Genomic DNA, 26,502 nt, shown 5'->3' with positions numbered 1-26,502 from the left:
GGGCCGGGTTCGGCCGGTCCCGGTCAGGTGGCGCTCCCGGCGGGGTACAGGCGGAGCCGGTGGGCGAGGGCTGCCGCCTCGCCGCGGCTGGAGACGCCGAGCTTGGCGAGAATGCTGGAGACGTGCACGCTCGCGGTCTTGGGCGATATGTAGAGCTCCTCGGCGATCCTGCGGTTGGTGTGGCCGGCGGCGACCAGCCGGTGCACATCCTGTTCGCGCCGTGTCAGCCCGAAGGACTCCACCGCGGCCGCGGCCGCTTCGCGCAGGCGGTCCTCGGTGCTCTCCCGGTCCGCGGCCTCGTCGCCGGTGCCGTCCTCGGCGGGGACGGTGACGGCGGCCGGGATCTCGTGTGCGGCGCCGCGGTCCGGAGCGGTGAGGGCGATGCGGGCGCGGCCGGCCAGCAGCTCGATGGTCTCGGTCAGCGGGCGCGCGCCGAGCCGCACGGTGGTGCCGTGGGCCTCGCGCAGCAGAGCGGTGACCGTGGACCGGTCGCCCGCGGCGATGAGGAGGGCCTCGGCCCAGCGGTGCTGGATCTGGGCCAGCTCGTACGGGCGGTGCAGCGGCGCGAAGGCAGCGGCCGCGCGGGACCAGTCGCCGGGGGTGTCGAGGCCTTCGGCCCTGGCCAGCTCGGCATCGATCAGGAGACCGTGGGCGGCCCAGACGGGGACGAGCATCGGCAGCCGCTTCAGGTGGGTGCGGATGGCGGCGAGAATCGCCGGCCGGCCGGGGTCGGCGGCGGGCAGGCCCCTGGCATCGGCCTCGGCGGCGGCTGCGACATGCAGCAGCGGCAGGGCGTACCGCTGGGTGCCGGGCGGGAAACCCTGCTCCGACCGGGCCTCGAACTCGGCCCGTGCCTCGGCGAGCCGGCCCTGCTGCGCGGCGAGGGCCATGGCATGGCGTGCGGGGGCGATCACATGCTGGGGCTGCGGGTCACGGGATCCGAAACTGCGCCGGGTCAGGGCGAGTTGCATCTCGGCCTCGGCCATGTCGCCCCGGGCCAGGGCCAGTTCGGTACGGCGAGAGGCCACGAGCCCCTGCGCCTTGCCGGATCTGGCGGCGCGGGCCGCCGCGTCGGTGGTGGCCCGGCTCTCGTCCCAGTGCCCCAGGGAGAACAGCGAGGTCGCCCGGTTGCAGCGGACCCATGCCTCCATGTCGGCGATGCCGTGGCTGCGGCTGATCTCGATGCCGTGGTCCGCGGCGGCCACAGCCTCCAGGGAGCGGCCCATGGATTCGAGGGTGGAGGGGAGGTTGATGCCGGCCCGGCTCATGATGCCGACCAGGTGCAGTTCGTCGGCGCGGTCGCGGACGGCGTACATCTCGGCGATGCCCTCGTCGACGCCGCCCGCCTCGGCGGTGAGCCAGCCGCGGGTGAGCCGGGCGTGCAGCTCGATGTACTCGTCGCCGACGAGCCTGGAGTACTCCACCGCCCGGTCGGCGGCGAGCAGTGTCTCGGCGCCGGGGCGGTGCAGGGCGCCCCATCCCGCCACACTCATCAGGACATCGGCGTGCACGGCGGACGGGGGCAGGCCCCGGACGAGCTCCTGGGCGGTGGCCAGTTCCTCGCGGCCGTCGCCGCGGGTGAGGTCCTGCATCAGCCGGGAGCGCTGCACCCAGAACCAGGCGGCGCGCAACGGGTCGTCCTCGCCCTCCAGGACCCGCATGGCCTTCTTGGCGATGGCCAGGGCGCGTTCGCGCTCCCCGCCGAACCGGGCGGCGACGGTGGCCTCGGCCATCAGGTCGAGATAGCGCAGCGGGGTGGTGTCGGGGTCGCAGCCGCAGGCCGGGTAGCTCTCGGCGTAGTCGATGGGGCGCAGGGTGCGGCGTACGTCGTCGGGGGCGTCGTCCCACAGTTCCATCGCCCGTTCCAGCAGGCGGAGTTGTTCGGAGAAGGCGTATCGGCGGCGGGCCTCGACGGAGGCCTTCAGCACGGCGGGCAGGGCCTTGGCGGCATCGTGCGCGCCGTACCAGTAGCTGGCGAGGCGGGTGGCGCGTTCTCCGGCGCGGACGAGGGTGGGGTCGGTCTCCAGGGCCTGTGCGTAGCGCCGGTTGAGCCGGGAGCGCTCGCCGGGCAGCAGGTCGTCGCTGACGGCCTCGCGGACCAGGGAGTGCCGGAAGCGGTAGCCGTTGCCCTCCGGGGTGGTGAGCAGCAGGTTGGCACCGACGGCCGCCCGCAGCGCCTCGATGAGTTCGTCCTCGGTCAGCCGGGCGACCGCGGCCAGCAGTTCGTACTCGACGGTGGAGCCGCCCTCGGCGACGATCCGGGCGATTTGCTGGGCGTTGTCGGGCAGCGCTTCGACGCGTACGAGCAGGAGGTCGCGCAGCGAGTCGGAGAGCCGGGAGCGGTCACCGCTCTCCAGGCTGCAGGCGAGTTCCTCGACGAAGAAGGCGTTGCCGTCGGAGCGTTCGAAGATCTCGTCCACCAAGGCGGCCTCGGGGGTGGCGGCGAGGATTCCGGTGAGCTGGCGGCGGACCTCGGTGCGGTTGAAGCGGGCGAGTTCGATCCGGCGGACGGTGCGCAGCCGGTCCAGTTCGGCGAGGAGGGGGCGCAGCGGGTGGCGGCGGTGAATGTCGTCGGAGCGGTAGGTGCCGATCACCACGAGGCGGCCGTTGCGCACGGTGCGGAAGAGATAGGCGAGGAGGTGGCGGGTGGAGGCGTCGGCCCAGTGCAGGTCTTCGAGGACGAGGACGACGGCGCGCCCGGCCGAGATGCGTTCCAGGAGTCGGGCGGTGAGCTCGAAGAGGCGGGCGGTGCTGTGCTCGTCGGTCGCGTCCCGGTCGGCCTCGCCGAGTTCGGGAAGCAGCCGGGCCAGCTCGCCCTCCTGCCCGGCGCAGGCTGCGGCGACCTCCTCGGGCAGGGTGCGGCGCAGGGCCCGCAGCGCGGTGGAGAACGGGGCGTAGGGCAGGCCGTCGGCGCCGATCTCGACACAGCCGCCGACGGCGACGACCGCGTCTCGGCGCACCGCCGCTGCGAGGAATTCCTCGACCAGCCGGGTCTTGCCGACCCCCGCCTCACCGCCGATGAGCAGCGCCTGCGGCTCGCCCGGAGAGCCGGCCCCGCCGGCCCCGCCCGAGCCGTCGGCGCCCTCCGCGCAGGCGCGGGCGAGCGCATCGACGAGCGAGGCGAACTCGCCCTCGCGGCCGACGAACACGGGACTGACGGACCTGGTCTCCACGTCGCCGAGCATCGCATACGGGTCCGGCCGCGCGGGCCCCGGACCAGGGGCGCCGGGTCCCGGACCAGGGGCGCCGGGTGTCGGTTCAGCAGCCATCGGTCCACCGGACATCGGGCCGCCGGACATCGAACGACCGGACCTCGTACCACCGGACCTCGTACCACCGGGCATCGGGCGCCGTCACCCGTCCTTCACGCGGCGTGGACGAATCGCTTCCGGTCTGTACTCACCGGCCCCTCGGCTTCCTTGCGTCCGGAGTGCCGGGCGGCCCTGCGGTCATCCCGGCGGACGCGAGCGGCCACCCGGACGAGCCGTTCCTGCTCGGCCCGGCGGTGCAGTTCGGCCACGTGCAGCTTGTTGAGTTCGAACGCGTACATGTGCTTCTCCCGGAGGACGACGGCCCGTCGGGGCCTGGACGGCCCGTTGGTGCCTGATGGGGGCGGCAGTGCTTCTGCCGTGCCCCCACTGTCGTCTCCCAGGAGGTGTCGCCACATCGGGCAGGATCCGCATCTTCGCGGGGCGGGGAGCCTTAGAAAATCGTGGTCCCTGCCGCATACGGGACGAGGTCCCTCGGGCGGATGCCCTAGAACGCCTGCGAAAGGTCCGGCCCGCTGCGTACACGCGCCTGTCCGCCGGCCGTTGTGCTCAGCCGGCGGCGCCCGCGGTCGGCAGCGGCACGATGAGGTCGAAGTACATGCCGACGGAGATCAGCAGGCCGAGGACACCGAGCGCGATGCCGGCGGTCGCCACGGCGCGCACCCAGCCGGGCTGCGGGTGCGCGGAGGGTGCGCCGAAGGCCGGGCGGACCAGGGCGAAGATCCCGACCAGCAGCGCGAGCAGGGCAAAGAGCCCGTTGACCAGGGCGGTGGAGTGCCAGGCGTCTCCGTAGATCTCGGAGATCTGCTGGGCCGCGGTGCCACCGCCCGAGGTCTTGATCTGGCCGATCAGGGTCTCGCGCTCGGCGGCGACCTTGCCGGTCCAGGACCCGGTGAGCGCGACGACACCGAGACCGGCCGCGACCACGGCAGCGGCGGCCGCGCCGAGGCCGGAGGGCTCCTTGCCGGAGTCGTCGTCGAGGCCGTCCGGGTCCAGGTCGTCGTCCTCGTCCTCAGTCTCGGCTTCAGCCTCGGCTTCGGCCGCCGTGAGTGTTTCCCCCGCGGCCTTGTCCATGTCGTACGAGACGTCCTCGGCCGCGGCCTTCTTGGTCACGGTCTCCTCGGCGTCGGATGCTTCTGCTGCTGCGGATGCTTCGGGAGCGGTGGGGCTCGTGGGGGTCCTGGGGTTCATGTTGCGCACGCTAGGCGGCCTGTATGAGAACCCCCTTAACGTCCGCCCGACGCGTCGGCGCCATGCGTGGGCCCCGGTCCCGGCGAGCGTTCGCCCGCCGGGACCGGGGCCGTTGCCGGGCCGTTGTCGTCCGGGTCAGCCCGCCGCGTCGAAGGAGTCCTGGAGGCGGGGGACGTAGTCGGCGAGCGCGGGCGCCCAGCAGCCGTAGCCGGCCCGGCGGCCGGGAGAGCTCTTCCGGTCGCGGTCCTCAGAGCGCGCAGAACGCGTCCGTCATGGCCTTGTACGTGTGGGTCTGCCCCGGCGTACCGCCGAGCAGATGGAACTCGTTGTTCGCGTGCGTCACCTGCTCGGTGCCGTCCTCGCTGGTCAGCCATTCGCTGAAGTAGCCGAGCACCGCGCCGTTGTGCCCCCAGGCCCACTTCCCGCAGGACAGCTTCATGTGCTCGATGCCCAGCCCGTAGCCGATGTCGGCGGTCACGGGGACGGTGGTCTTGAGCTCGGTCATCTGCGCGGGCTCAAGGAGCTTTCCGGTCAGCAGCGCCCGGGTGAACGTGGCCAGGTCGTCCATGGTCGACACCATGGCACCGGCGCTCCCGGTGACCTGCACGTTGGAGACCGTGGCATCGTCGATGAGGATCGCCCGGATCACGTAGCCGTGGAGGTAGTTGCCGTAGAGCGCGGGGTCGGCGGTGGGGAAGCCGGTGTCGCTCAGACCGAGTGGCTCGATGATGCGCCGCTGGACCTCCGCGGCCGGTTCCGAGCCGGTGACGGCCTTGATCACCATGCCCGCGAGCACGTAGTCGGTGTTGGAGTAGCCGAACTTCTCCCCCGGTGCGGACGTCGGCGCACGCAGGCCGAGGCCGACATTGACCAGGGTCTGCGACGGCAGGACCTCCCGCGGGTTGGTGTTGAGGAAGTACGGTCCGTTGATCTGCAGGGCACTGAGGTAGTCGGGCAGGCCCGAGGTGTGGTTGAGCAGCTGACGGATCGTGATCTTGGAACCGTCGTAGCCGTTGGCGGCGACCGCCCCCGGCAGCCACTTGGCGACGGTGTCGTCCAGCGAGAGCCGCTTCTCGCCCTCCAGTTGGAGCAGCACGGTGGAGATGAACGCCTTGGTGTTGCTGCCGATCCGGAACTTCGCCTTCGGGTCTGCGGGCACCTTGGTCGCGCGGTCACCGACACCCGCGTGCACGTACTGGGTGGTGTCGCCGTTCCGTACCATGCCGATCACACCCGGGTATCCGTCGGCGATCCCCTGCTGGGCACCGGCCTGCAGGATGTCGGCCGGGGTCTGGGCGGCGGCGGTCGAGGACCCGGTGGTCGAGGTGCCGGTGGCCGGGGCTGCGGCGGTCGCCGTGCCGACACCGGTCATCAGCAGGCAGGCCGCGGTGGCCACCGGCAGCAGCAGGCGCCGGTGCCTGCGCACCCGCGAGGAGCGTCGGGCCGTGCCACCGTCGCCCTGGTTCGCCGTGCCGGCCTCGATGCCTGCTCCGGAATCGTCGCGCATGCTCATTTTCTTTCCTGTCCCTTTCGGTCGGTCGGTCATTCCGGCTGTCTGGTGGGGTTCAGCCACGCCTCAGAGTTGGCACGCGACCGCGATGATCAGCAAAAGGACGAGAATTCCCGCCACTTGGAGGATGCCGATGCTGCTGCCCTGCGGATTTTTCCGGTTGGTCTCCACATGGCCACCGGCGAGAATTCCCGGGTGCTGCTTGGTGTAGTGCTCCAGTTGGCGTTGCGCACCCTCGGACTCGGCGAGCCACGGCGTCTTGAATCCGCATTCGCCGCACCAGAATCGGTAGGCCATGTCAACTCCTCATGAGTCGTAGCAGGAGAAAGTCATGAGAGACGATCAGGTCCGATGCAGGTGCCGGTCCGGCCCCATGGACGCCATCTGCTTCCCGGATGCCCGGCGGGGTGCGCCGCCCCGTGTCGGCGCACCGGCCGGGCACCACTGATCGTGCTGTTCGCGCCATTCCGCGAACAGGACAGGCGACCGGCCATATATGACCGGTCGTCACCGGTAGGGTCGTCGCGACCGCGCTCGGTGGCGGAAGGATGTCGAAGTGGCGGATCAGCTCGGCACTTTGCTGCGTCGGCTGCGTAATCGGTCGGGGCTGACGCAGGAGCACCTGGAGGCACGGTCCGGAGTGAGCGTGCGTACGATCCGCAGACTGGAGAACGGCCGATCCGGCGATCACCGGCTGGGTACGGTAAACCTACTGGCGGACGCGCTGGAGGCAGGACCCGAGGACCGTCAGCGGCTCGCCGCCACGCTCGCGAAGTCGAAGGCCGAACCGGCCGGCGAACCCGCGCCCGTACCCGAATCCGCACCCGTACCGCAATCCGCGCCCGCTCCCGTACCCGTGCCTGCGCAGAATTCCGCGCAGAATTGCGGACAGAATCCCGGGCAGAATCCCGGCCCGCCCCCGCCCCCTCACCCGTTCACGGCGAACTTGTCGCCGCCGCCACCGAATTGGCCCGGGAAATCAGGCGCCGCTGGCAGCGCGAGGAGGAACACCGCCGGGTGCACGACCCTTTTCCGCTTCCGGTGCGCTGGCAGGACGCTCCCGAATCGCTGACCGACCATTCGGAGAACATTCAGCGTCTGCCGCCGGGAGCGACGCCGGACCGAATGGACCTGAGCGGCGATCTGGGTAGCGTGTCCGAGGTCTACCGGCGCATCGGGTCCGGGCGGCTCGTGGTCCTCGGCCGGGCCGGATCCGGCAAGTCGATCCTGACGATCAGGTTCGTCCTGGACCAGCTGGCGGCCCGGGAGGCGCATGACCGGGTGCCGGTGATCTTCAGCATCGGCTCCTGGGATCCCACGGCCGTCGCGCTGCGGGACTGGCTGATCGACCGGCTGGTGCGCGACCACCCGCATCTCACCCGCAGGGCCCCCGACGGGTCGACGCTGGCCGCCGCCCTGGTCGACGCGGATCTCGTACTGCCGGTCCTGGACGGGTTCGACGAGATCGCGGAAGGTCTGCGGAGTACGGCCCTTGAGGTGCTCAACGCCACCTCGCTCCCGCTCGTCCTGACCAGCCGGCGCGGCGAGTTCGCCGAGGCCGTCCAGGAGGCCGGTACCCCGCTGGTCTGGGCCGCCGGCCTCGAACTGACCGATCTCACCCTCGACGACCTCGCCGCCTACCTGCCCCGGACGGCCCGGCCGGTCCCCCGCGGCGACGGCGGGAGCGCGGCGGTCTGGACCCCGTACTGGACCGGCTGCGCGCCCGTAAGAGCGGAGCGGCCACCCCCCTGGCCAGGGTCCTGAACACACCGCTCATGATCATCCTGGCGCGGACGATGTACAGCGAGGCACCCGACAGGAATCCGGCGGAGCTGCTGGACGCCGAGCGCTTCCCCGACGAGAACTCCCTCGAAGAACATCTGCTGGCGGGCTTCGTGCCGACGGTCTACCGGCGCCGCGTCGCCGAGCGGAGCGCCACCCGACGCCGGGAGCGGCACCGCGATCCGGAGCGCGCCGAGCGCTGGCTCGGCCATCTCGCCCACCATCTGGCCCGGCTCGACGGCGACCAGCAGGACCTGGCATGGTGGCGGATCGGTGATTCGCTGCGGCTGTCAGCTTCGGCTCCGGCACATAGGGCCTGTCCGGCCATGATCCGCCGGACAGGCCCTGGCCGCGCCGTCCGGTCTCAGGCCTTCCGCGCCCGCCACTCCGGGGCCAGCACCGACCAGATCTCCGAGTCGTGCCGCTCACCGCGGTACAGGTAGTTCTCGCGCAGCACCCCGTCGCGCGTCATGCCGAGCCGCTCGGCCACGGCGATGCTGGCGGTGTTCGCGGCGGACGCGTCCCACTCCACGCGGTGCATGCCGCGCTCGTACACCGCCCAGTCGATCAGCTTCCGGGACGCCCGGGTGATCAGGCCGCGCCCCTCGCCCGCCGGCTCCAGCCAGCAGCCGATCTCGCAGTTCCCCGACTCCGCGTCGAAGATCCGGAACAGGACGCCGCCGACGAGCTTGCCCTCCAGCCAGATGCCGTAGATCCGCCCCGTGTCCGCCGCCTGCTTCTCCGCGTACCGCCGCAGCAGTCCCCGCGCCGAGTCCAGGTCGGTGGCGAAGGAGGCGAAGGGGATCCACGGATCGATGAGCTCGCGGGCCCGGTCCATGTGGTCCAGGAACTCCTGGGCCTGCCAGATCTCCAGCGGACGCAGTTCCGCTCCGTCGTCACCCAGGGATACCGCGAACATCATGCTCCTTCTCGAACCGATTCCACCGCTTGCGCGGGCCGTGCCACCTCGGACGGTTGCACCGCCTGCGGGATCTTCGCATGCGGCAGCCCGGATCCGGACTCGGGAGGCTCGATGCTGATCCGCGGCAGCAGCCGGTCCAGCCGGCGCGGCAGCCACCAGTTCGCCCCGCCCAGCAGGTGCATCAGCGCGGGGACCAGCAGCGTACGGAGGACGAAGGCGTCCAGCAGGACGGCCGCGGCGAGCGCGATGCCGAACATGGCGATGACCCGGTCCCCGCTGAGGACGAACGCGAGGAAGACCGAAATCATGATCACGGCCGCGGAGTTGATCACCCGGCCGGTCTCGGCGAGGCCCACCCGGACGGCCCGCCGGTTGTCACCCGTCTCCAGCCACTCCTCGTACATCCGCCCCACCAGGAACACCTGGTAGTCCATGGACAGTCCGAAGAGCACGGACACCATGATCACCGGCAGGAACGGTTCGATGGGCCCCGAGCTGCCCAGCCCCAGCAGTTCGCTCCCCCACCCCCACTGGAAGATCGCGACGACGACCCCGAACGAGGAGGCGACGGCGGCCACATTCATCACCGCGGCCTTCAGCGGAATGCCGATCGACCGGAAGGCCAGCAGCAGAAGCAGACAGCCGAGCCCTATGACCACGCCGACGAAGAGCGGGAGTTTGCCGATGATGATCCGGGCGAAGTCGTCGTAGCTGGCGGTCACTCCCCCGACATGGGCCCGGAGCGAGGTGTTCTGCTCGGCCCGCGGCAGGACGTCCGTACGCAGCCGGTCGACGAGCGCGCTGGTCTCCTGGGACTGCGGCGACGACTTCGGTACGACGGTGACGAAGGCCGTGTCGCCGCTGTTGTTGTACGTGACCGGGCCGACCGAGGCCACGCCCTCGGTGGACCGCAGGGTGGCGGGCAGGCCGTCCATCGCGAGCCGGTCGTCCGCGCCGTCCAGCTGCGCGGCGATCGTCAGCGGCCCGTTGACGCCGGGGCCGAATCCGTCGGCCAGCAGGTCGTACGCCTGCCGGGTGGTCGACGAGGAGGGGTTGTTGCCCTGGTCGGAGCTGCCCAGATGCAGGGAGAAGGTGGGCAGCGCCAGTACCAGCATCACCACGGCGGCCAGCGCCCCGAGCAGCTTGGGGTGGCGTTCGACGAAGGCGGACCAGCGGGCGGCGAAGCCCGTGGGCGATTCGGGCCGCGGGCCGTGCTCGGCGAGCCGTCTGCGCTCGCGCCGGCTCAGCGCCCGCGTGCCGATGAAGGACAGCAGAGCGGGGAGCAGGGTCACGGAGGCGGCCACGGTCAGGACGACGGTGAGCGAGGCGGCGATCGCCACACCGTTGAGGAAGCCGAGCCGCAGGATCAGCATGCCGAGCAGCGCGATGCAGACGGTGGCCCCGGCGAAGACGACGGCGCGGCCGGTCGTCGCGACGGCGTTCTGCGCGGCCTCGGTGACCGACAGGCCCCGGCGCAGTCCTCTGCGGTGTCGGGTGACGATGAACAGCGCGTAGTCGATGCCGACGCCGAGCCCGATCAGCATGCCCAGCATGGGTGCGAAGTCGGCGACGGTCATCACATGGCCGAGCAGCACGGTGCCCGCGTAGGCGGTGCCGACGGAGACGAGCGCGGTGGCGATGGGCAGCATGCTGGCGGCGAGCGAGCCGAAGGCGAGGAACAGGACGACCGCCGCGACGAGGACCCCGACGGCCTCGCTGAGGTGGGCGGAGGGCGCTTCGGTGAGGGCGACGGCGGGGCCGCCCAGTTCCACCTGGAGATGGTCTCCGGCGGCCGCCTTGGCGGTGTCGGCGACGGCCCTGGCCTGCTGCACCGGGATGTCGTCGACCTGCTGGTCGAAGGTGATCGTGGCGTAGGCGGTGTGTCCGTCGCCGCTGATCTGTGCGGTGCCGGACACCCCGTACGGTCCGGTGACCGCGCCGACCCCGGGCAGTTCCTCGACCGCGTGCAGGGTCCGGGTCATCGTCTGCCGGACGTCGGCGGCCCGCACGGTGGAGTCGGAGGTGTGCCAGACGATGGTGTCGGTGTCACCGCCGAGATCCGTGAAGCCGCTCCTGAGGAGCTCGGCGGCACGGCCGGACTCCGTGCCGGGCACCTCGTAGTCATTGGAGTACGCGGAACCCGCGAAGCCCGCCGCGGTGGCCGCGCCGCCGAGGGCGAACAGCCAGACGAGGACGGCGATGAGTCGGTGCCTGATGCACCAGCGGGCAATGGCAGCCAACGGACGTGCTCCCTGCTGGTTCGTGGTCCTTTGCCGGCATAAAACACGAATTACCCGCAGGGAACGCATGACCTGAGAACCGTCACTCTGGCAGCCGAACGTGATCCTTTGTCCCTTTCGTGGCCTTACTCACAGTGGCCTCCGGAATGTGGCTTGCGGCGGGGCGCCGCGCCGTACGACGATCCACGGCGCCCCACCGCCCGGACCCGGGTCAGCCCGAGACGCTCGCCCGGCCGTTCTCGATGTGCCCCATCAGCCGGCGCCGGAAGGCGGTGTCCCCGTCGACGGTGACGTCCAGGTCGTACCAGCCGTGTGCGTCGGCCGCCGAGTGCACCACGGTGCGGCTGCGCCCCGGCTTGACCTTGACGGTCCTGGTCCAGTCCCGCAGGTCCGCCTCGTCGACGTATCCCAGCGGCCGCACGGTGAAGGTGAGCGTCGTCCGCCCCGTGTTGCGCAGCGTGAGGTGCAGATCGCGCTCACGGGCGTCGACCCGCGACGCGACCTCGGCCGGGGCACCGTCCTTCGCGGACCCGGCGAACTCGCGGCGGAAGCCGTTCGGCCCCGTCACCGTGAACCGGTACGCCGCCCCGGTGACGGGCACCGTCCACTGCGCCGTGCCCTTCACGTCCCGGTGCTGCGGTACGGGGAACTCGCCGGCGTACGGATACAGCGCGAAGTGCGCCGACGAGCGCCCCGTGTTGCTGAGGGCCACCCGCACCGCGCCGTCCACCAGTTTCGCCTGCGCGTCCGGCTGGTACGGCAGCGCGCGGGCCGGGCGCGCGCCCGGCTCCTGCACGGGCATGTGCTGGACGAGCGGCGGCTTCGGCGACCAGCGGCCGCTGAACGGCGGAATGGCTCCCGGCTGCTCCACCTCGGGCCGGCGACGCCCGCGCGAGAAGTCGAAGGCGGAGGTCAGGTCGCCGGTGACGGTGCGCCGCCAGTCGCCGATGTTCGGTTCCTTCACCCCGGTCCAGCGCTCCAGGAAGCGGATCACGGAGGTGTGGTCGAAGACCTCGGAACAGACGTAACCGCCGATGGTCCACGGCGACACGACGAGCATCGGCACCCGCATGCCGAGACCGGTGGGCTTGCCCTCCCACTGCTCCTCGGTCACCTCGGGCGAGGCGACCGGCGGCGGCACGTGGTCGAAGAAACCGTCGTTCTCGTCGTAGTTGATGATGACGGCGGTGTGCCGCCACACGTCGGGGTGCTTGCCCAGCGCGTCCAGGACCTTGTAGACGATCGTCGCGCTGTGGATCGGCGAGGAGACGCTCGGGTGCTCGGAGTCGACGGCGGAGGGCACCAGGTAGGAGACCTCCGGCAGCGTGCCCGCCGCCACGTCCTTGGCGAACTCGTCGGCCAGCGTTCCGGTCTCCACCCGGCGCAACGCCCGCTCGAAGAGGCTGCGTTCGGCCTTGTTCAGAGTGGCGACGCCCTCCTCCAGCAGGCCGAACAGCCGCTCCCGCTCGGCTGCGTCCGCGTCCCGCACGGCGGAGTAGAACGACTCCATGTACGTGTGCCCGCCGGTCTTCGCCAGCGCCTTGCGGGCGATGGCCTTGAAGGTGGCGAAGAACTCGATCTGGTTGTCGGTGAAGTTCTCCCACTCGGTGTACGTGCGCCAGCTGCGTCCGGCCCTCTCCAGCCGCTCCGCGTACGTGCCCCAGTCGTAGCCCGGGTGGGTGCCCTCGTCGTACGCGTCGTTGCTGACGGCCCGCTTGCCGTTCGGCTCGTTGCCCGTCTTCCCGCTCCACAGGTGGTTGCGGTTGGGGCTGGTCGAGGAGTGGATGGAGGAGTGGTAGGCGTCGCAGACCGTGAAGGTGTCGGCCAGTTCGTAGTGCAGCGGGATGTCACGGCGGTCGTAGTACGCCATGGTGGCGGCCGTCTTCGCGGTCACCCAGCCGTTCATCCACCCACCGGCCCACGCCTTGCCGCCGCCGCTCCAGGAGTGGTCGAGCGCACCGATGTACTGGAGGTCCTTCTTCTGCGTCTCGGCAGCGCCGCGCACCGGGAACGGCAGCACGGAGGTGCCCAACGGTGCGGGCTGCTCGAAGACCGGCTTGCCCGAGGGCAGCTCGACGGCGTTGCGGTCACCGAAGCCGCGTACGCCCCGGAGCGTCCCGAAGTAGTGGTCGAAGGAACGGTTCTCCTGCATCAGGATCACCACATGTTTGATGGCTCCGAGCCCGTCACGGCCTCCGGACGCCGCCGAGTGTGCCGGCTGCGCGGCTATCGCGGCCTGCAGCGAAGGCGGCAGCAGCGACCCCGCCGCCGCGGCGCCGAGCGCACCGCCACCGAGCGCGAAGAGCCGTCGCCGTGAAATGTCCGTGGTCAAGTTGAGCCTCCCGAGTCCTGTCGTACAGCCGGGAAGCTAATCAAGCCGGGTGGCGCGGGGAAGGATTCCGGACGGCTCGGCGGTGAACGTCCAAGAGGTCGTGCGGGAAGTCCAAGGGGCGGCGCACCCGGCTCACGGGTGCGCCGCCCCTTTTTGGACGCGCGGGAAGCGCCCGACCGTACGGGACGGCCGGGCTCCTCGGGATCAGCCCTCGACGCCGAGCTTCTCCAGGATCAGCTCACGCACCCGGGCGGCGTCCGCCTGGCCCCGGGTGGCCTTCATGACCGCGCCGACGAGCGCGCCCGCCGCCGCGACCTTGCCGCCGCGGATCTTGTCCGCGATGGCCGCGTTGGCCGCGATGGCCTCGTCGACGGCCGTGGACAGCGCGCCCTCGTCGGAGACGACCTTCAGGCCGCGCTTCTCGACGACGGTGTCCGGGTCGCCCTCGCCCGCGAGGACGCCCTCGATGACCTGGCGGGCCAGCTTGTCGTTGAGGTCGCCCGAGGTGACGAGCTCGGCCACCCTGGCGACCTGCACCGGGGTGATCGGCAGCTCGTCGAGGCCGCGGCCGGTCTCGTTGGCGTTACGGGCCAGCTCGCCCATCCACCACTTGCGGGCCTGGTCCGAAGGGGCCCCCGCGTCGGTCGTGGCGACGATCAGGTCGACCGCGCCGGCGTTGAGGATGGACTGCATGTCGTGCTCGGAGACACCCCACTCCTCCTTGAGCCGCGCCCGGCGCAGCCGCGGCAGCTCGGGGAGGCCCTTGCGCAGTTCCTCGACCCACTCGCGGGCCGGGGCGACCGGTACCAGGTCGGGCTCGGGGAAGTAGCGGTAGTCCTCGGCGTTGTCCTTGATGCGGCCGGCCGTGGTCGAGCCGTCCTCCTCGTGGAAGTGCCGGGTCTCCTGCACGATCGTGCCGCCGGAGGACAGCACGGCCGCGTGCCGCTGGATCTCGAAGCGGGCGGCACGCTCGACGGAACGCAGCGAGTTCACGTTCTTCGTCTCGGAGCGCGTACCGAACGTCTCGGTGCCGTTGGGGCGCAGCGACAGGTTGACGTCGCAGCGCATCTGGCCCATCTCCATGCGGGCCTCCGAGACGCCGAGCGCCTTGATGAGCTCGCGGAGCTCGGCGACGTACGCCTTGGCCACCTCGGGTGCGCGTGCGCCCGCGCCCTCGATCGGCTTGGTGACGATCTCGATGAGCGGGATGCCCGCGCGGTTGTAGTCGAGCAGGGAGTGGGACGCGCCGTGGATACGGCCGGTGGCACCGCCGACGTGGGTCGACTTGCCGGTGTCCTCCTCCATGTGGGCGCGCTCGATCTGCACCCGGAAGATCTCCCCGTCCTCCAACTGGACGTCCAGATAGCCGTTGTAGGCGATCGGCTCGTCGTACTGGGAGGTCTGGAAGTTCTTCGGCATGTCCGGATAGAAGTAGTTCTTCCGGGCGAAGCGGCACCACTCGGCGATCTCGCAGTTCAGCGCGAGACCGATCTTGATGGCGGACTCGACGCCGATCTCGTTGACGACCGGCAGGGCGCCGGGCAGGCCGAGACAGACCGGGCAGGTCTGGGAGTTGGCGTCCTGCTTGAGCTCGGTGGAGCAGCCGCAGAACATCTTGGTCTTGGTGCCGAGCTCGACATGGACCTCCAGGCCCATGACGGGGTCGTAGGACGCGAGCGCGTCCTCGTACGACACCAGGTCGATGACAGTCACGGTGAAACTTCCCTCTCAGCCCAGCAGTACGTCGTCATCGCCGAGGCGCTTGAGCTCGCGCAGCAGCAGGGCGACACCGGTGGCGATGGCGGCGGCGGAGACAACGGCGTCGATCAGTCGGAGCGTGTCGTGCTCATAGCGTGCCTTCTTGGCCTGCTTGAGCACGCTGACCGCTCCGAAGGCGGTGGTGCCGATGGACAGGTACGTACCGGTCTTGGACTTCTTGAAGCCCTTGGCCTTGGTCAGTGCGCTCACAACGACGGAGCCTCCTCCAGCAGCGGGTGACCCCACTTTTCCACGAAGGCGGCCTCGACGGCGGCTCCGACCTTGTAGAGACGGTCGTCCTTCATGGCGGGGGCGATGATCTGCAGCCCGACCGGCAGGCCGTCCTCGGGTGCCAGGCCGCAGGGCAGCGACATGGCGGAGTTGCCCGCGAGGTTGGTCGGGATGGTGCACAGGTCCGCGAGGTACATCGCCATCGGGTCGTCGGCGCGCTCGCCGATCGGGAAGGCGGTGGTGGGCGTCGTCGGGGAGACGATGACGTCCACCTGCTCGAAGGCCTTCTCGAAGTCCTGCGTGATCAGGGTGCGGACCTTCTGCGCCGAGCCGTAGTACGCGTCGTAGTAGCCGGAGCTGAGTGCGTACGTACCGAGGATGACGCGGCGCTTGACCTCGTCGCCGAAGCCGGCCTCGCGGGTGAGCGCGGTGACGTCCTCGGCGGACCTCGTGCCGTCGTCGCCGACGCGCAGCCCGTAACGCATGGCGTCGAAGCGGGCCAGGTTGGAGGAGCACTCGGACGGCGCGATCAGGTAGTACGCCGACAGGGCCAGGTCGAAGGACGGGCAGTCCAGCTCGACGATCGTGGCGCCGAGCGACTTCAGCAGCTCGACCGACTCGTTGAAGCGCTGGACGACTCCGGCCTGGTAGCCCTCACCGGAGAACTGCTTGACGACACCGACGCGCATGCCCTCGACGCTGCCGTTGCGCGCGGCCTCGACGACCGGCGGGACCGGGGCGTCGATGGACGTCGAGTCCATCGGGTCGTGCCCGGCGATCGCCTCGTGCAGCAGGGCCGCGTCCAGGACGGTACGGGCGCAGGGCCCGCCCTGGTCCAGGGAGCTGGAGAAGGCCACCATGCCGTAGCGGGAGACGCCGCCGTAGGTGGGCTTGACGCCGACGGTGCCGGTGACGGCGGCGGGCTGGCGGATGGAGCCGCCGGTGTCCGTGCCGATGGCGAGCGGGGCCTCGTACGACGCGAGCGCGGCTGACGAGCCGCCGCCGGAGCCGCCCGGGATGCGGGTGAGGTCCCACGGGTTGCCGGTCGGGCCGTAGGCGCTGTTCTCGGTGGAGGACCCCATGGCGAACTCGTCCATGTTGGTCTTGCCGAGGATGACGACGTCGGCGGCCTTCAGCCGCTTGGTGAGGGTCGCGTCGTACGGCGGGATCCAGCCTTCGAGGATCTTGGAACCGACGGTGGTCGGCATGTCCTCGGTGGTGAAGATGTCCTTGAGCGCGAGCGGGACGCCGGCCAGCGGGCCGAGCTTCTCGCCGGCCGCCTTCTTCGCGTCGACGGCGCGGGCCTGCGCGAGCGCGCCCTCGCGGTCGACGTGCAGGAAGGCGTGGACCTTCTCGTCGACCGCGTCGATCCTGGCCAGGTGGGCCTCGGTGACCTGGACCGCCGTGAGTTCGCCGGAGGCGATCTTCGCGGCGATCTCGGCGGCGGTGAGCTTGATGATGGTGCTGTTGTCCGTCATGGCTGTTAGTCCTCCCCCAGGATCTGCGGCACCTTGAAACGCTGCTGCTCCTGGGCCGGGGCGCCGGAGAGCGCCTGCTCGGGGGTGAGCGACGGACGGACCTCGTCCGCGCGCATGACGTTGGTCAGCGGCAGCGGGTGGGAGGTCGGCGGTACGTCTTGGTCGGCGACCTCGGAGACGCGGGCGACCGCGCCGATGATGTCGTCGAGCTGACCGGCGAAGTGATCGAGCTCTTCGCCCTTCAGCTCCAGACGCGCCAGCCGGGCGAGGTGGGCGACCTCCTCGCGCGTGATGCCAGGCATGCAGCGATCCTCAGGGGTTGGTGTGTGGTTTTGGCCCAATCCTATGGTGTCGCCCGCCACCGCTCCCGCCACCCGGGCGAACGCCCTGGTCGGACGAGGATTTCCGGCTGCTCGGGCCGTTCCCGGCCCCGCCCCGCCCCTGAGTCGTCCCTCGCGTCCGAGGACGGAGAGGCCACCGGGCGCGGGGCCGGTGGCCTCTTCGGCTCAAGTCGTCGCGGGCCGCGAATTGACCGCCCGGCCGGGGGGCCGCTGCTCCAGCTCCGGTGACGTACCGGCCGCTGCCGCCGCGGCGGCGGCCGCGGCCGCCAGCTCGGCCGGCCGCCGCCAGCCGTGCTCGCCCCGTGCCCGGAGCCAGGCCGTGGTCTCCTGTGGCGGCATCGCGGCGGCGACCAGCCATCCCTGCACCGCATCGCAGCGCAGATCCCGCAGCCGCTCCCAGGTCTCGTCGTCCTCGACCCCTTCCGCGACGACCAGCAGGCCGAGCGAGTGGGCCAGGTCGATCGTGCAGCGGACGATCTCCGCGTCCTCGTTGTCCACGGCCAGCCGGGCCACGAACGAGCGGTCGATCTTCAGCTCGCTGACCGGCAGCCGTCGCAGATGGACGAGCGAGGAGTACCCCGTACCGAAGTCGTCGAGGGACATCTTCACACCGTGCCCGGTCAGTCCGGCGAGCGTGTCGGCGGCGCGCTGCGGGTCCTCCAGCAGCACGTGTTCCGTTATTTCCAGCTGCAGTGCCCCGGCCGGGACGCCGTGCCGGGCGAGGCGGGCCGCGACACCACCCGCGAACCCGGGGGTGTGGACGTCGCGCGGGGAGACGTTGACCGCGACCGGGACGAACAGGCCCTGTGCCCGCCACCGGGCGACCTGGGCCAGCGCCGTCTCCAGGACGTACTCCGTGAGGTGCGGCATGAGGCCGGACGACTCGGCGATGGCGATGAACTCGTCCGGGGGGACCCTGCCGCGTTCCGGATGCACCCAGCGCACCAGGGCTTCGAGGCCGGCCACCTGGCCGTCGAAGCGGACCTTCGGCTGGTAGTGGAGCTCGACCTCGCCGGCGTCCAGCGCGCGGCGCAGATCGCCCAGGAGCCCGAGCCGGTCCGGAGTGTTGCTGTCCCGCTTCGACTCGTAGACCTCGACGCCCGTACGGTCGCGCTTGGCCTGGTACATCGCCACGTCCGCACGCCTGAGCAGCCCTTCGGCGTCCAGCGCGTGGTCGGGGTAGACGGCGACTCCGGCGCTGGCCTCCAGCACCAGGGTCAGACCGTCGAGGTCCAGCGGGGAGGACAGCTCGGCGACGAGGTGGCGGGCGACCCGCTGGGCGCTGGTGGTGGAGTCGGCGGTCGGCAGGAGCACCGCGAACTCGTCGCCGCCGAGCCGCGCGGCCTCCGCCCCCCGGGGCAGTGCGAGTCTGAGACGTTCCGCTATCTGCAACAGCAGCCGGTCCCCCGCCAGATGGCCGAGGGTGTCGTTGACCGCGCGGAACCGGTCGAGGTCGATCAGGACCAGAGCGGATCTCGCACCGGCGGATTCGGCGTCCTCCAGAGCCGTCCAGGTGCGCTCCAGCAGCCACTGCCGGTTGGGCAGTCCGGTCAGCGGGTCGCGCAGCTGCTCCTCGGCCCGCGCCCGTGCGATCCAGAGGGCGGAGTCCAGGGCGATCAGCGGGACCGCGAAGAGCGGCAGAAGCAGGGGGGTGGCCATCGCGACGACGCAGATCAGCGGTGCGATGGCGAGCAGGGCGACCGCGACGAGGCCCTGGCGCAGCAGGGCGGTGCGGGCGATGGTCGGCAGCCCGCCGCTCTGGGGTGCCCGTGCGTACCACAGCAGGACCCGGGTGACCAGGAGGTAGGTGGAGGCGGCCAGGAGGACCTCCGGGACGGCGGCGATGCCCCAGTCGAGTGGCTGCCAGGGTGATTCGACGGTCTGCACCTCGCCGAACGCGGCGAGGACCAGGGCCGCCGCGCCTATCCCCAGGATGTCCACCGCGCCGTGCAGGAGCCCCTGCCACCAGCGGTGTCTGCGGGCGACGCCGACGAGGACCACGACGACCAGACTGACCAGTCCGGCGGGCACCCAGCCGTAGAGCATCAGCACGGCCAGGGTGAGAGAGGCCCCGGAACCGGTCCCTCCCCACCAGCGGTCGCGTCCGAGCGCGACGAGATGACCGACGATGATCCCGGTCAGGACGGCGAGGGACCAGCCGGCTCTGCCGTCGGGGAAGAGCGCGTGTCCTTCGCTCACGGTCCGGTAGAAACCGGTCGCGATCTGAACAACGGCGATCGCGATGACAACGGCACCCACTTTTGGCGTGAGGCCGACGAAACCTTGCAGCCGCGACACCGGTGCGGCGCTCTCGGTCGGTTTCATTCCGTCCCTCTCACAGCCGGCGATGCCGATGTCACCTGATGGTTCCGTTCCATGCCGCCACGACCCGGTTTGCCACCCCGCGGCCGGGCACGGCAGGTGCACGTCTCAACAGTAGGCCGCGGAAGGCTTCTACGGGCAGCGCTCTGACGCTCTTGCCCGAATGCGGACCGACCATCCGTCAGCATCTGCTATGCGCCGATCGGGTGAACCGGCCGCAGGGCGAAAACATTGCCCCCGTCTGCCCCCTTACACCCCCTATCCGCCTCCTTGTTCGCCGCTCGCCCACCGGCCTGTCCCGGTCGACGCCCCGCCCCGATCCATCGGTCCGTGACAGGGATCTGTCCTATTCCGTCGGTTCTTCGATCGGCACAGCCGCCTCGCGCGCCACATCCGGACCCTGATCGAGCAGTACGGCGAAGCCGTCCTCGTCCAGCACCGGCACCTTCAGCTGCATGGCCTTTTCGTACTTCGAACCGGGGTTGTCACCGACGACCACGAAGGAGGTCTTCTTCGAAACGGAACCTGTCACCTTCGCTCCACGGCTCTGGAGCGCCTCTTTCGCGCCATCCCTGGTGTGGCCGGTCAGCGTGCCGGTGACGACGACGGTCAGCCCTTCGAGCGGGCGCGGCCCCTCGCCCTCGCCCGTACCCACGTCCTCCATCCGGACCCCGGCCTCGCGCCACTTGCGCAGGATCTCCCGGTGCCAGTCCTCGGCGAGCCACTGCTTCACCGATGCGGCGATGATGTCCCCGACCCTGTCGGCCTCGATCAGCTCCTGTTCGGTCGCCTCGTCGATCCGGTCCATGGAGCGGAACTGACGGGCCAGTTCCGCGGCGGCGACCGGGCCCACATGACGGATGGACAGCCCAGTCAGGATCCGGGCGAGCGGTGCCTCCTTGGCCGCGGCGATGGCGTCGAGCATGGCGAGGGCGTTCTTCTTCGGCTCGCCCTGCTGGTTGGCGAAGACCCAGGCGGTCTTCTCCTCGCCGGTCTTCGGATCGCGCTTGGGCAGTCCGCTGTCCTGGTCCCGGACATAGGCCCGGATCGGCAGCAACTCCTCGACGGTCAGCCCGAAGAGATCGCCCTCGTCGCGCAGCGGCGGATCGGCGGGCTCCAGCGGCTTGGTGAGGGCCGCGGCGGCGACATAGCCGAAGTGGTCGATGTCGAGGCACTTGCGGCCCGCGAGATAGGCGATGCGCTCCCGCAGCTGGGCGGGGCAGGACCGCGCGTTGGGGCAGCGGACATCGACGTCCGCCTCCTTCATGGGCTTCAGTTCCGTGCCGCACTCGGGGCATTCGGCCGGCATGACGAACGCCCGCTCGGTGCCGTCGCGGAGGTCGACGACCGGGCCGAGGATCTCCGGGATCACGTCGCCCGCCTTGCGGAGCACCACCGTGTCCCCGATGAGGACGCCCTTCGCCTTCACCACGTTCTGGTTGTGCAGGGTGGCGAACTCCACCTCGGAGCCTGCCACTTCGACCGGCTCGACCTGGGCGTACGGCGTGACCCGGCCGGTCCGGCCGACACCGACCCGGATGTTGACCAGCTTGGCGTTGACCTCCTCCGGGGCGTACTTCCAGGCAATCGCCCAGCGCGGCGCGCGCGAGGTGGAGCCGAGCCGGCCCTGGAGCGGGATCTCGTCGAGCTTGACGACCACGCCGTCGATCTCGTGCTCCACGGAGTGCCGGTTCTCGCCGAAGTACCTGATGAACTCCCGTACCCCGTCGAGGGAATCCACCACCTTGTTGTACTTGGCGGTGGGCAGACCCCATTCGCGCAGCAGCTCGTAGGCGTGCGAGAGGCAGTCGATGTCGAAGCCCTCGCGGGCGCCGATGCCGTGCACCACCATGTGCAGCGGGCGGGTGCGGGTGACCTTCGGGTCCTTCTGGCGCAGTGAACCCGCCGCCGCGTTGCGCGGATTGGCGAACGGCTTGTCGTCGGCCTCGACGAGCCGGGCGTTGAGCTCCTCGAAGGCCTCCATCGGGAAGAAGACCTCGCCGCGGATCTCGACCAGCGCCGGGATCCGGTCGCCCTTCAGCCGGTGCGGGATCTCGGCGATCGTACGGACATTGGGGGTGATGTCCTCGCCGGTGCGGCCGTCGCCGCGGGTGGCGGCCCGGGTCAGCCGCCCGTGCTCATAGGTGAGGTTGACCGCCAGGCCGTCGACCTTCGGCTCGCACAGGAAGTGGTAGTCGGTGGTGCCGACCTCCTTGGCGATCCGCTCGCCCCAGGCGGCCAGCTCCAGGTCGTCGAAGGCGTTGTCCAGCGAGAGCATCCGCTCGCGGTGCTCGACGGAGGTGAATTCCGTCCGGTACGGGCCCGCGACCTTCTGCGTCGGCGAATCCGGCGTACGCAGCTGCGGGTAGGTCTCCTCCAGCGCCTCCAGCTCGCGCATCAGCCGGTCGAACTCGGCGTCGCTGACGACCGGCTGGTCGTTCACGTAGTACCGGAAGCGGTGCTCCTCGACCTGCTCGGCCAGGAGCGCGTGCTGCTCCTGGACCTGTGCGGGCACGCCCGTCTGCTGTTCGCCGGCCATCGTCTCGTCCTCCCGTTACCCGTTGCCCCGTTACTCAGGGTTGTCTGCGAGCGATCTCGCGGCCCGAGCGCAGTGGGCGAGCGCGGCGCGCGCGTACGCGGGCGAGGCACCCGCGAGCCCGCACGACGGGGTGATCACCACGGACTCCGTAAGAGTCCCCGGATTCAGCCCCAGCCTGCGCCACAGCGTCCTGACACCCATGACGCTACCGCCCGGGTCCGACAATCCGCCCGAGGCCGGGTCGGTGCCCGGCACCACCCCGAGGAAGAGCTGGGTGCCGCCTTCGACGGCCTCCCCGATCGCTTCCTCCTCACGCTCGGTGAGCAACGAGAAATCGAAGGAGATACCGTCGGCCCCGGCCCGGCGCAGCAGCGCGAACGGCACTTCGGGCGCGCAGGTGTGCACGACCGTCGCCGCGTCCCCGCCCGCCGCCAGGACGTCGCGCAGGGTGCCCTCCACGACCTGGCGGTCCACGGCCCGGTAGGTGCGGTAGCCGCTGGCCGTCCCGATCCGCCCGCGCAGTACGCCGGTCAGCGACGGCTCGTCGAGCTGGAGGATCACCTCGGCGCCGGGCACCCTGCGGCGCACCTCCGCGAGGTGGGCGCGCAGCCCCTCCGCCAGTGAGCCCGCCAGGTCACGACAGGCCCCCGGGTCGCCGAGTGCGGCCTCACCGCCCCGGCGTTCCAGTGCGGCGGCCAGCGTCCAGGGGCCGACGGCCTGGACCTTGAGCGGTCCCTCGTACCCCTGGGTGAACTCCTCCAGGGCGTCGAGGTCCTCCCCGAGCCAGGACCTGGCCCGGCGGGTGTCGCGTCCGGGCCGGTCGCTGATCCGCCAGCCGCTGGGCTCGACATGGCCGTACAGGTCGACGAGCAGCCCGATGGTCCGCCCGATCATGTCCGCACCGGGCCCGCGGGCGGGCAGTTCCGCCAGATACGGCAGGCCCTCGCCGTCCCCGAAGGAGCCGGTGACGGTCTTCGCCGCCTCCCGTGCGTCTCCCCCGGGCATGGACCCGATTCCGGTGGCCGGACAACCGCTGAACTTGCTCTTCTCGCTCACACGGGAAGCCTAGGCGGTGACCGCGCGGCGCCGACGCGCCGAGGGCGGTCGGTGGCCGGGGGCCCGGCCGGTATCGGCGGACCTGCGGCGGTCAGCGTCCGGGGCGCACCGTCAGGTCGTTGACCTCGGCGTCGCGCGGCAGGTCGATGGCCATCAGGATCGTGGTGGCCATCGACTCCGGGTCGATCCAGCGGGAGGCGTCGTACTCCTTGCCCTCCTGCTGGTGGACCTTGGCCTGCATCGGGCTGGCGGTACGCCCCGGGTAGACCGAGGTCACGCGGACGCCGTTGGCGTGCTCCTCGTGGCGCAGCGAGTCGGCGAGGGCCTTCAGACCGTGCTTGCTCGCGGCGTACGCGCTCCACTCGGCGTGCGCGGCGAGGCCGGCGCCCGAGTTCACGAAGAGCACATGGCCCTGGGCGACGCGCAGTTGCGGCAGGAGGAGCCGGGTGATCTCGGCGGGCGCGACCAGGTTGGCGTTGAGCTGGAAGTGCCAGGCCTTGGGCGTGAGGTCACCGACCTTGCCGAGCTCCACGACGCCCGCGATGTGCAGCAGCGAGTCGACCCGCTCCGGCATCGCCTGCTGGGCGAACGCCCACGAGAGCCGGTCCGGATTGGAGAGATCACCGACGAGCGTGCGGGCGCCGGGGTGGAGCGCGGCCAGCTCCTTGGCACGGCCCGCGTCGCGGGCGAGCAGCACGGTCTCGTCACCGCGCTCCAGTAGACGGCGGGTGACAGCGGCTCCGATGCCGGAGCCTGCACCGGTGATGACATGAGTGGACATGCCCCCATGATCGCACCCCGCCGCCCCGTCACCGCAGGCCGGACCACTCCTCCAGGTAGGCCAGGGCGCCCACGCCGTCCTTGGCGAAGAACACCAGGTCGGTCAGCGGGACGGGCAGGAAGCCCTCGTCCTCCATGCGCTGGAACTGCTGGCGCAGCCCGTCGTAGAAGCCCGCCGTGTTGAGCAGGACCACCGGCTTGTCGTGCTTGCCGTGCTTCTTCAGCTCCAGGATCTCGGTCGCCTCGTCGAGCGTCCCGGTGCCTCCCACCATGATCACGACCGCGTCGGCCTTCGCCAGGAGCAGCGCCTTGCGCTCGGCGAGATCACGCGCGATCACCATCTCGTCCGCATTGGCCCGCGCCTTGGCCGCCAGGAAGTCCACCGACACCCCCACCAGCCGCCCGCCCGACTCCTGGACCCCGTCGGCGACGACCTTCATCAGCCCGCTCTCCGAGCCTCCCCAGACCAGGGTGTGGCCGCCCTTGCCGAGCAGCTCGGCGAATTCGCGGGCGGGCCGGGTGTAGCGCTCGTCGAGGTCGGCGGCGGAGAGAAAAACACAGATCTTCATGGAGCAACCGTAAAGGCCACCACCGACACGACCGGCCACCGCGGAGGAACGGGGGGAAGGAACCGGGAAGAAACCGACCCACGATTCGGCTGTACCCGACATGACCTCCTCACCAGGACACCTCATCACGGTCGAGCCCGGCACCGAGCATGTGCGTGTGGTCCGCGACGGACAGGTGCTCGCCGAGAGCCGGCGCCCGCTCGTCCTGCGCGAGACGGGCTGTCCGGTCCGCTACTACCTGCCGCCCGAGGACGTCCGTACGGACCTCCTGACCGCTTCGGACACGCACACCCACTGCCCGTTCAAGGGCGATGCCTCCTACTGGTCGCTGACGGACGCGGCCGATCTCGTCTGGGCGTATCCGGATCCCAAGCCCGAAGTCGCCGCGATCAAGGACCACTTCTGCTTCTACGACACCGAGACAGTCACCGACTGATCGTCAGGAGCGCCCCCGAGCTGGGAGTTTGAAGAACTTCAAAAAACTTCGGCTGGAGCGATGAGTTTCTCCGGGCCCGGCGGTCCACCCTCGCATGGACAAGATTCTCTCCCGCGACGGCAGCATGATCGCGTACCGGCACCGGGGTGAAGGGCCGCCGGTCATCCTGGTGGGCGGCTCGCTGGGCACGGCGGCGACCGAGGCGCCGCTGGCGCGCCTGCTGGCGCCGCAGTTCCACGTCGTCACGTACGACAGGCGCGGACGCGGCTCCAGCGGCGACAGCGGCCCGTACGCGGTGGAACGCGAGATCGATGACCTGGCCGCGCTCGTCACCGCGGTGGGCGGCCGGGCCTCGGTGTTCGGCATGGGAGCCGGCGGGGCACTCGCACTGGAGGCGCAGGCCGCCGGGCTCCCCGTGGACCTGCTGGCGGTGTACGAACCGCCGTACACGCCGAGCGCCGCGGGCCTGCGGTACAAGGCGTGCTGCACCTCCCGCCTGCACCGGCTGCTGTCCACCGGGGACCGCGCGGGAGCCGTCGAGCTGTTCCTGTCCGTGACGGGCGTGCCGGCCGACATGATCGCCCAGATGCGCCGCGCCCCGATGTGGAGCGACCTGGTGGCGATGGCGCACACCCTCGCGTACGACGACGCGATCCTCGGCAACGGCGCGGTCCCGGCCGCACGGTTCGCCTCCGTCACGGCGCGCACCCTGGTGATCTGCGGCGGCTCCAGCCCCACCCCCGCCCGCCAGTCCACCCGCGCCCTCGCGGAGACCCTCCCCCGCGCCCGCCACCGCACCCTGACGGGCCAGACCCGCGAACTGGCACCCCAGGCGGTGGCCCCGGTCCTCACGGAGTTCTTCGCCAGGGACCTGTACGCCCGCCAGGCCTCCTGAGTCCACGGCCCGCCCCGCGCGACCACGCCCGTACAGGGGTCGGACGTGGCCGCGCGGGGCATCACGATGCCGTCTTCACCCGAGGTGTCTCATCGCGCAGCCCCACGCCACAGCTCCGGCTCCGCCTCGGCGAACTGCTTCTCCCGCGCATCCGCGTCCGGCAGGACAAGCCGCATCTCTCGCCGGAACGCCGCGCCGTGACCGGCCGCGCGCAGGTGGCAGAGTTCGTGGACCAGGACGAGATCCACCAAGGACGGCGGCAACTGCAACACCGCCCAGTGAACCGTGATCGCACCATCCTGGCGCAGGGCCCCCCACCTCGGCCCGAGATCACATGCCTCAACCTGTGGTGCCGGCAGCCCGACGCGGGACGCGTACGAGGGCAGCCGCCCGGAGAGCCATCGGCTGCCGCACACCTCGTACCACTGGGCGATCCGGCGTGCGCCTTCATCGGCCGTGTGCGGCCGGGGCAGCTCCAGCCACCCCCGGTGCAGCCTCACGCGGCCGACTTCTCCCGGGGGCAGGAGCTTCAGCCGGTGCCGTCGCCCCAGATAGGTGAAGCCGGTGCCTCCGACGAGTTCCTTGACCGGCTCGTCCGGTCTGGTCCGCCTGCGCCGCACCTCGCGCGCCAGGCGCGGCAGCCGGGTCCGTACGGCCTGCGCGACCGCGGCCGGGTCGGCGTCCGGTGGTACGGCGAACAGCACATCCCCGTCATCGTCGACCTCGATGCCCAGGGTGCGGCGCCGGGGCCGTACGACGACCTGCCACGTCCACTCCCCGGGCACGGGGAGTGCCGCGATCGCCTGCTGGACGGGAGTACTCACGGGGCATTCCTACCACCCGACAACACG

The 26,502-nt window shown here is 71.0% G+C and carries 23 protein-coding genes; 5 read left to right on the top strand and 18 right to left on the bottom strand.

Features of this window, described 5'->3' with window-relative positions:
- Window positions 1-23: 23 nt before the first annotated feature.
- From ACFVX4_RS31095 to ACFVX4_RS31075, 5 genes are all read right to left on the bottom strand, one after another.
- The gene (locus ACFVX4_RS31095; protein ID WP_389983530.1) at window positions 24-3,269 is read right to left on the bottom strand and encodes an AAA family ATPase; all 3,246 of its coding nucleotides are present in this window, start codon (window positions 3,267-3,269) and stop codon (window positions 24-26) included.
- A gap of 95 nt (window positions 3,270-3,364) precedes the next feature.
- Window positions 3,365-3,550: a hypothetical protein gene (locus ACFVX4_RS31090; RefSeq protein WP_389983527.1), complete on the bottom strand. Its 186-nt coding sequence runs from the start codon at window positions 3,548-3,550 to the stop codon at window positions 3,365-3,367.
- Between the two features lie 268 nt (window positions 3,551-3,818).
- A complete protein-coding gene (locus tag ACFVX4_RS31085; RefSeq protein WP_389983524.1) occupies window positions 3,819-4,460 on the bottom strand; it encodes a hypothetical protein in 642 nt (213 codons plus the stop codon).
- Window positions 4,461-4,707: 247 nt separating this feature from the next.
- Window positions 4,708-5,967 carry a serine hydrolase domain-containing protein gene (locus ACFVX4_RS31080; protein ID WP_389983521.1) on the bottom strand — a complete coding sequence of 420 codons (1,260 nt, stop codon included), beginning with the start codon at window positions 5,965-5,967 and terminating at the stop codon, window positions 4,708-4,710.
- A gap of 69 nt (window positions 5,968-6,036) precedes the next feature.
- Complete coding sequence (locus ACFVX4_RS31075; RefSeq protein WP_389983518.1) at window positions 6,037-6,267, bottom strand: hypothetical protein; 231 nt, start codon at window positions 6,265-6,267, stop codon at window positions 6,037-6,039.
- A gap of 259 nt (window positions 6,268-6,526) precedes the next feature.
- Between ACFVX4_RS31075 and ACFVX4_RS31070 the strand changes: the two genes are divergently transcribed.
- The 3 genes from ACFVX4_RS31070 to ACFVX4_RS31060 are packed head-to-tail and all read left to right on the top strand — an operon-like array spanning window position 6,527 to window position 8,195.
- Entirely contained in the window at window positions 6,527-7,042 is a 516-nt protein-coding gene (locus ACFVX4_RS31070; RefSeq protein WP_389983516.1) for a helix-turn-helix domain-containing protein, read from the top strand.
- On the top strand, window positions 6,988-7,734 hold the full coding sequence (locus ACFVX4_RS31065) for an NACHT domain-containing protein (RefSeq protein WP_389983513.1): 747 nt from the start codon (window positions 6,988-6,990) through the stop codon (window positions 7,732-7,734). The genes ACFVX4_RS31070 and ACFVX4_RS31065 overlap by 55 nt, the downstream gene beginning before the upstream one ends.
- Before the next feature lie 11 nt (window positions 7,735-7,745).
- Window positions 7,746-8,195, top strand: coding sequence for a hypothetical protein (locus ACFVX4_RS31060; protein WP_389983510.1), 450 nt, complete (start codon window positions 7,746-7,748; stop codon window positions 8,193-8,195).
- On the opposite strand, the gene ACFVX4_RS31055 is transcribed toward ACFVX4_RS31060, so the two are convergent.
- From ACFVX4_RS31055 to ACFVX4_RS31000, 12 genes are all read right to left on the bottom strand, one after another.
- Entirely contained in the window at window positions 8,117-8,671 is a 555-nt protein-coding gene (locus tag ACFVX4_RS31055) for a GNAT family N-acetyltransferase (RefSeq protein ID WP_389983507.1), read from the bottom strand. The genes ACFVX4_RS31060 and ACFVX4_RS31055 overlap by 79 nt on opposite strands.
- A complete protein-coding gene (locus ACFVX4_RS31050) occupies window positions 8,671-10,914 on the bottom strand; it encodes an MMPL family transporter (RefSeq protein ID WP_389983504.1) in 2,244 nt (747 codons plus the stop codon). Before ACFVX4_RS31050 ends, ACFVX4_RS31055 begins: the two co-directional genes overlap by 1 nt.
- 211 nt (window positions 10,915-11,125) lie before the next feature.
- Window positions 11,126-13,246: a phosphocholine-specific phospholipase C gene (locus ACFVX4_RS31045; RefSeq protein ID WP_389983501.1), complete on the bottom strand. Its 2,121-nt coding sequence runs from the start codon at window positions 13,244-13,246 to the stop codon at window positions 11,126-11,128.
- Between the two features lie 204 nt (window positions 13,247-13,450).
- Window positions 13,451-14,959 (bottom strand): Asp-tRNA(Asn)/Glu-tRNA(Gln) amidotransferase subunit GatB, encoded by a 1,509-nt coding sequence (gene gatB, locus ACFVX4_RS31040; protein WP_266426874.1) that lies wholly within the window; start codon window positions 14,957-14,959, stop codon window positions 13,451-13,453.
- Window positions 14,960-14,974: 15 nt separating this feature from the next.
- Window positions 14,975-15,214: a hypothetical protein gene (locus ACFVX4_RS31035; RefSeq protein WP_124716236.1), complete on the bottom strand. Its 240-nt coding sequence runs from the start codon at window positions 15,212-15,214 to the stop codon at window positions 14,975-14,977.
- Complete coding sequence (gatA, locus tag ACFVX4_RS31030; protein WP_266426870.1) at window positions 15,211-16,713, bottom strand: Asp-tRNA(Asn)/Glu-tRNA(Gln) amidotransferase subunit GatA; 1,503 nt, start codon at window positions 16,711-16,713, stop codon at window positions 15,211-15,213. The genes ACFVX4_RS31035 and gatA overlap by 4 nt, the downstream gene beginning before the upstream one ends.
- A 5-nt stretch (window positions 16,714-16,718) precedes the next feature.
- The gene (gene gatC, locus ACFVX4_RS31025) at window positions 16,719-17,015 is read right to left on the bottom strand and encodes an Asp-tRNA(Asn)/Glu-tRNA(Gln) amidotransferase subunit GatC (RefSeq protein WP_015036350.1); all 297 of its coding nucleotides are present in this window, start codon (window positions 17,013-17,015) and stop codon (window positions 16,719-16,721) included.
- Between the two features lie 204 nt (window positions 17,016-17,219).
- Window positions 17,220-19,379 carry a putative bifunctional diguanylate cyclase/phosphodiesterase gene (locus tag ACFVX4_RS31020; RefSeq protein WP_389983496.1) on the bottom strand — a complete coding sequence of 720 codons (2,160 nt, stop codon included), beginning with the start codon at window positions 19,377-19,379 and terminating at the stop codon, window positions 17,220-17,222.
- Between the two features lie 343 nt (window positions 19,380-19,722).
- A complete protein-coding gene (gene ligA / locus ACFVX4_RS31015) occupies window positions 19,723-21,915 on the bottom strand; it encodes an NAD-dependent DNA ligase LigA (protein ID WP_389983493.1) in 2,193 nt (730 codons plus the stop codon).
- A gap of 30 nt (window positions 21,916-21,945) precedes the next feature.
- Window positions 21,946-22,971 (bottom strand): methionine synthase, encoded by a 1,026-nt coding sequence (locus tag ACFVX4_RS31010; RefSeq protein WP_389983490.1) that lies wholly within the window; start codon window positions 22,969-22,971, stop codon window positions 21,946-21,948.
- Window positions 22,972-23,062: 91 nt separating this feature from the next.
- Window positions 23,063-23,752, bottom strand: a complete 690-nt coding sequence (locus ACFVX4_RS31005; protein WP_389983487.1) for an SDR family oxidoreductase — start codon at window positions 23,750-23,752, stop codon at window positions 23,063-23,065.
- A 28-nt stretch (window positions 23,753-23,780) separates the two neighbouring features.
- Window positions 23,781-24,320 (bottom strand): TIGR00730 family Rossman fold protein, encoded by a 540-nt coding sequence (locus ACFVX4_RS31000; RefSeq protein WP_389983484.1) that lies wholly within the window; start codon window positions 24,318-24,320, stop codon window positions 23,781-23,783.
- A 100-nt stretch (window positions 24,321-24,420) separates the two neighbouring features.
- On the opposite strand from ACFVX4_RS31000, the gene ACFVX4_RS30995 reads away from it, so the two are divergent.
- Together ACFVX4_RS30995 and ACFVX4_RS30990 are read left to right on the top strand one after the other, a co-directional pair.
- Window positions 24,421-24,756 carry a DUF427 domain-containing protein gene (locus ACFVX4_RS30995; protein ID WP_389983481.1) on the top strand — a complete coding sequence of 112 codons (336 nt, stop codon included), beginning with the start codon at window positions 24,421-24,423 and terminating at the stop codon, window positions 24,754-24,756.
- Window positions 24,757-24,850: 94 nt separating this feature from the next.
- Window positions 24,851-25,651, top strand: a complete 801-nt coding sequence (locus tag ACFVX4_RS30990) for an alpha/beta fold hydrolase (protein WP_389983478.1) — start codon at window positions 24,851-24,853, stop codon at window positions 25,649-25,651.
- Window positions 25,652-25,740: 89 nt separating this feature from the next.
- Here ACFVX4_RS30990 and ACFVX4_RS30985 read toward each other — a convergent pair whose 3' ends face one another.
- A complete protein-coding gene (locus ACFVX4_RS30985) occupies window positions 25,741-26,475 on the bottom strand; it encodes a M48 family metallopeptidase (RefSeq protein ID WP_389983475.1) in 735 nt (244 codons plus the stop codon).
- Between the last annotated feature and the right edge of the window lie 27 nt (window positions 26,476-26,502).

This window comes from Streptomyces sp. NPDC058240, from assembly GCF_042882135.1.
In the GTDB taxonomy this organism is placed as follows: Bacteria; Actinomycetota; Actinomycetes; order Streptomycetales; family Streptomycetaceae; genus Streptomyces.
Note: the sequence above shows the minus strand (reverse complement) of the source record. Positions and strands in the feature narration are given on the sequence as shown.